Raw genomic sequence first — 5,393 nt, 5'->3', positions numbered from 1 at the left:
CGACGCCGGGCACGAAGGCGAGGGCCAGGTGACCGGCCATGATGAGGCACGCCGCCACGACGAGGGTCCGCTCCGCGCCGAGCACGCGGTCGGCGATCCAGCCGCCGAGGACGGCGGAGAGGTAGACGAGCCCGCCGTATGCGCCAACGATCGAGGTCGCGGCGGTCTGCGAGAGCCCGAGCCCGCCGTCGGAGACGGAGTAGTAAATGTAGAAGGCGAGCAGCGCCTGCATGCCGTAGAAGCTGAAGCGCTCCCACATCTCGACCCCGGCGAGGTTCGCGAGCCCCCACGGATGGCCGAAGAAGCCTCGGGAAGCGGACGCGGGCGCGGGCGTCGGTGTGGGCTCAGGTGATGACATGTGTGCTCCTCGGTAGACCCGGCAGCGCGAGCGGCGCGGCCGGACGGAGGGCACGCGAGGCGCCTCCCCCATGGGCGGGACGGCAAAAGGCCTCCCGATCGCGCAGGAGGCCTTGTTGCCGGTTGCGCGGACTGTTTGAGTCATCCGCGCGATCCCGTGAGTGCCCACTTTATCAGCCGAGCGCGGCTTTCGCAGTGGGGGACCGCCAGCTGCGGGCAGCGTCCCCGGCGCCCCGCCCGCCCGCCTCTCGCCGGGGACCCGCGTCTCGCTCTGCCCGCGCCGAGTGGCCGCCGAGTCCGGAAACGACGAAGGCCCCGGTTCCGGTGATTTCTCAGGGAACTCGGGGCCTTCGTGCTGGCGGTGGCGGTGGGATTTGAACCCACGGTAGGGGGTTACCCTACACAACTTTTCGAGAGTTGCACCTTCGGCCGCTCGGACACGCCACCGCGGAATAGCTTACGCGCAAGAGGGCCCCGATGCGAAATCGAGGTGCGCGGCGCGAGTGTCGGCGGCGTTCGTTAGGCTCACAGGCATGGCGAAATCAAGTGGCTTCGAGTGCACCGAGTGCGGTTGGCAGGCCCCCAAGTGGGTCGGCCGCTGCGGGGAGTGCCAGCAGTGGGGGACGGTGGTCGAGGCCGGGCAGAAGACGGGCATCGCCGCTCGCCAGGTCCGCACGAACCTCCCCGGCGCGGGGAAGGTGGCCCGCCCCATCACCGAGTTCGCCGGAGACAGCGTGACGCACGCTCCCACGGGGATCGGCGAGTTCGACCGCGTGCTCGGCGGCGGCCTCGTGCCCGGGGCGACCGTGCTGCTCTCGGGGGAGCCCGGCGTCGGCAAATCGACTCTGCTCCTCGAAGTCGCCTCGAAGGCCGCCCAGCAGGGGCGTCGTGTGCTCTACGTCAGCGCGGAGGAATCCATCGGTCAGGTCCGGATGCGCGGGGAGCGCACGGGGGCCATGCACGACACCCTGTTCCTCGCCTCTGAGAACGACCTGGGCAGCGTGCTCGGCCAGATCGAGGCCGTCGAGCCCGCCCTCGTCATCATCGACTCCGTACAGACCATCGCGAGCGACACCGTGGAGGGCGCCGCCGGCGGTCCGAGCCAGGTGCGCGAGGTGGCCGCCACCCTGATCCGAGTCGCGAAGGCGACCGGGATCCCCGTCATTCTCGTGGGCCACGTCACCAAGGACGGCAACGTGGCCGGGCCGCGGGTGCTCGAGCACCTCGTGGACGTCGTCTGTCACTTCGAGGGGGACCGGCACACCGCGCTGCGCTTCGTGCGCTCCCTCAAGAACCGCTTCGGCCCGACCGACGAGGTCGGCTGCTTCGAGATGGCCGGCACGGGCATCCAGGAGGTGCCGGACCCGAGCGGGCTGTTCCTGAGCCGGAGCACCGGGGCCGTGAGCGGCACCTGCGCGACGATCGCAATGGAGGGCAAGCGCGCCCTGCCCGTCGAGGTGCAGGCGCTCGTGACGAAGAGCAACACCCCCAATCCGCGCCGGGTGACCAGCGGCGTCGACTCCGCCCGCGTCGCGATGATCCTCGCCGTGCTGGAGCGCCGCCTGGGGCTGAAGATCGGCGCCGACGACGTCTACGTGTCCACGGTTGGCGGGGTCAAGCTGACCGAGCCCGCCGCGGACCTTGCGATCGCCCTGGCCCTGGCCTCCGCGGTCGCCGACCGGCCGCTGCCGCACACCTTGGCCGCCTTCGGGGAGATCAGCCTGGCCGGGGAGATCCGCCCCGTGACGGCGGAAAGCCACCGCCGGGGCGAGGCGACGCGGATGGGATTCTCCCGCGTCGTGGATGCCTCCTCTGAGACCTTGCAGGCCGCAAAAAGTCTCGCGTATGGGGCAAGCAGACAAGAGGGCTAGACTGGACCATCGTGACCAGCAAGAAAACGGTAGACGTAGTCCTCATCGGCGGCGGCATCATGAGCGCCACTTTGGGCACCCTGTTGCAGCAGGTGCAGCCCGATTGGAGCATCGAGCTCTTCGAGCGCCTGGAAACCCTGGCGCAGGAGAGCAGTAATGCCTGGAACAACGCGGGCACGGGCCACGCGGCTCTCTGCGAGCTGAACTACATGCCCGTCGCAAAGGACGGCAGTATGTCCTCCGCGAAGGCCGTCGACATCAACGAGCAGTTCCAGCTCAGCCGCCAGTGGTGGGCCTCCCTCGTCGAGGACGGCACCCTGGGGGAGCCGAACAGCTTCATCAATGCGACCCCGCACATGACGTTCGTGCGCGGCCAGGAGAACGTGGACTTCCTCCGTCGTCGCTTTGAGCTGCTCAAGAAGGAGCCGCTCTTCGCCGCGATGGAGTTCAGCGACGACCCCGCGCAGATCGCCGAGTGGGCGCCCCTGCTCGTGGAACAGCGCCAGAAGGACGAGGCCATCGCGGTCACCCGCGACGTCTCCGGCACCGACGTTGACTTCGGCTCGGTCACCCGCCAGCTCACCGACCACCTCGTCGAAAACGGCGCCACCCTGAACCTGGGCACCCAGGTGCAGAAGGTGAAGCGTCGCCAGGACGGCACCTGGGACGTCTTCGTCAAGCACAGCGTGGGCTACGGCGTCACCGTCGTGAACGCCCGCTTCGTGTTCGTCGGCGCCGGAGGCGGCGCGCTGCAGCTCCTGCAGTCCTCGGGGATCCCCGAGATCAAGGGCTTCGGCGGCTTCCCGATTTCCGGCCAGTTCCTGCGCTGCGACGACCCGAAGGTCGTCGCCGAGCACAAGGCCAAGGTGTACGGCAAGGCCGCGGTGGGCGCCCCGCCCATGTCGGTGCCGCACCTGGACGCCCGCGTCGTCGACGGCGGCGAGAGCCTGCTCTTCGGCCCCTACGCCGGGTTCACCCCCAAATTCCTGAAGAAGGGCTCCTGGTGGGACCTGCCCGGTTCGATCCGGACCCACAACCTGTGGCCCATGATCCGCGTCGGCCTGAGCGAGTTCTCCCTCGTGAAGTACCTCGTGAGCGAGCTGCTCGCGAGCCGCACGAAGAAGATGAACGCCCTGCGTGAGTTCATGCCGACCGCGAAGGACGAGGACTGGTACCTCATCACCGCCGGGCAGCGCGTGCAGGTCATGAAGAAGGACGCCAAGAAGGGCGGCGTGCTCCAGTTCGGCACCGAGGTCATCACGGGCGCCGACGGCTCCATCGCGGGCCTGCTGGGGGCCTCGCCCGGCGCGTCCACCGCGGTCCCCGCGATGCTGAACGTGCTCGAAAAGTGCTTCCCGGAGGAGTTCCCCACCTGGAAGAAGACCTTCGTCACGAAGATCCCCGCCTTCGGCACGGGCCTGAACCACAGCCCGGAGGCGGCCGAGGCCGGCCTGGCCGCCACGGCGAAGGTGCTGAACATCACCCGCTAAGCTGCGCACGAGACCACGCGGCCGCCCCCTCGGGGGCGGCCGCGTTGTCGTTTTTCGGGCGGGTAGCCCCGCCGCGGATCAGGCCGGGGAGCCCGGCTCCGCGCCGAGCAGCGCCTCCAGGAAGTCCGCCGTGTCCTCCCAGCCGGTCACGGCGTGGGTGGCAACGCCCATCGCGAGGACGGGGTAGTCGTTGCCATCCGGGTCGAGGCGGTCCCCGATGAAGAGCATGTCGTCCAGGGCGACCCCGGACTCGGCGGCGAGCTTGCGCATCCCGTAGGCCTTATCGATGCCCTTGCGGGTGATGTCCACCGAGGTGGAGCCGCCGCTGCGCACCTCCAAGTCGGGCAGCCGCGCCGCGACGGCGTCGCGCAGGGCGCTCTTCTTCGCGCTGTCCGGATCCCACGCGTGCTTCGCCTCGACGGGAGCGCGCTGCCCGAGGGCCGAGAACGTCACCTGCGAGCCGCGGTCCTCCAGGATCTCGCCCCAGGGCTCGTTCGCCCAGAGCCCGAGCCGCTCCGCCTCCTCGCGGAGGGCGGTCATCGCCCGCTCGGTTTCGTCGTCCGTGAGCTCCTCCCGGTACCGGGCCGCCCAGGCCCCGGCCTCGCGGCGGTAGTACTGGGTGCCGCAGGTGGGGAGCAGGTGCATGCGGCCGAGGTGCGCCTCGTCAAGGCTCCCGAGCCGATCCAGGAGCTGCGCCTGGAACTGGGTGAAGTTTCCGCCGGAGATCACCGCGACCTCGCCGCGCTCCAATAAGCGCTCAATCAGCCGAAGCATTCGGGGGTCGACCGGGGATTTCGAGGCCGCGAGGGTATCGTCGAGATCAAAGGCAAAAAGCGGGGGCAACTGATTCACGCCTCCGAGTCTCGCACACGCCGGGGCCGTTTTCGTTTCTGGCCCGTTTCGCGCTACAGTTAACCGTGCTCATCGAGCACAACACACCACATCGGGGTATGGCGCAGCTTGGTAGCGCGCGTCGTTCGGGACGACGAGGTCGCAGGTTCAAATCCTGTTACCCCGACCAGGAGCCTCCGGGCTTTCGCGGGAAACCGCGAGAGACCGGAGGCTTTTTTGTCCCGATGCGGTGAGCCGCGTCCGCCCCGCTAGGCTCGATCTGGTTCGACGCGCGATTCGTGCGGCCGAGCACCTGGCGAGCGACGCGGGATGCCGCAGCGCGCGAACGGAACAACCGGAGACGAGGGAGAACGATGCGCAGGTTTTTCTTTCGGCATCAGCCCGCGCTCCGCACCCGCACCTGGCTGCTCGCCGGGCTCGGCACCTTCCTCATCATCGGCATCATTGCCTGGTTCGACGAGAACACCGCCCTGCCCCTGCTGATCGCCTCGCTCGGCAGCTCCTGCGCCCTCGTCTTTCTGGTGCCGCACGGGCCGCTCTCGCAACCGGCAAACGTGGTGGGGGGACAGCTCGTCTGCACCCTGGTCGGGCTCGGCGTCGGGGCCGTGCTTCCCGTGACCTGGTGGAGCGTGAGCCTCGCGGTCGCCCTCGCCGTCATGGCGATGGCGGTGCTGCGGGTGACGCACCCGCCCGCCGGGGCGAATCCGATCATCGTGCTCACGAGCGCCGCGACCTGGACTGAGGCGGTCATCCCGATCCTGATCGGGGCCACCGCCGTAGTGGTGCTCGCCTCGCTGTTCCACCGCGCGAGCGGGGTCACCTA

At 69.3% G+C, this 5,393-nt stretch carries 4 protein-coding genes, 2 tRNA genes and 1 pseudogene; 4 read left to right on the top strand and 3 right to left on the bottom strand.

The annotated features are described in order from the left end of the window. Both OOT08_RS06875 and OOT08_RS06870 read right to left on the bottom strand, forming a co-directional pair. Positions 1-358: pseudogene (locus OOT08_RS06875) on the bottom strand (MFS transporter); the annotation flags it as partial. A gap of 355 nt (positions 359-713) precedes the next feature. Next, positions 714-804, bottom strand: a tRNA-Ser gene (locus OOT08_RS06870). Between the two features lie 86 nt (positions 805-890). Here OOT08_RS06870 and radA point away from each other — a divergent pair. Together radA and OOT08_RS06860 are read left to right on the top strand one after the other, a co-directional pair. Continuing rightward, the gene (radA, locus tag OOT08_RS06865) at positions 891-2,228 is read left to right on the top strand and encodes a DNA repair protein RadA (RefSeq protein WP_325091854.1); all 1,338 of its coding nucleotides are present in this window, start codon (positions 891-893) and stop codon (positions 2,226-2,228) included. An 8-nt stretch (positions 2,229-2,236) separates the two neighbouring features. Then, positions 2,237-3,718: a malate:quinone oxidoreductase gene (locus OOT08_RS06860; protein WP_442916205.1), complete on the top strand. Its 1,482-nt coding sequence runs from the start codon at positions 2,237-2,239 to the stop codon at positions 3,716-3,718. Between the two features lie 78 nt (positions 3,719-3,796). On the opposite strand, the gene OOT08_RS06855 is transcribed toward OOT08_RS06860, so the two are convergent. Then, positions 3,797-4,570, bottom strand: coding sequence for an HAD-IIB family hydrolase (locus tag OOT08_RS06855; protein WP_325091852.1), 774 nt, complete (start codon positions 4,568-4,570; stop codon positions 3,797-3,799). 92 nt (positions 4,571-4,662) lie between these two features. Here OOT08_RS06855 and OOT08_RS06850 point away from each other — a divergent pair. Next, positions 4,663-4,739, top strand: a tRNA-Pro gene (locus OOT08_RS06850). A 184-nt stretch (positions 4,740-4,923) separates the two neighbouring features. Continuing rightward, on the top strand, positions 4,924-5,393 hold a 470-nt coding region (locus OOT08_RS06845), incomplete at its 3' end, for an HPP family protein (protein WP_325091851.1).

Origin of the sequence: Leucobacter sp. M11 (assembly GCF_035726885.1) — a bacterium.
Lineage (GTDB): Bacteria > Actinomycetota > Actinomycetes > Actinomycetales > Microbacteriaceae > JAPFRB01.
Note: the sequence above shows the minus strand (reverse complement) of the source record. Positions and strands in the feature narration are given on the sequence as shown.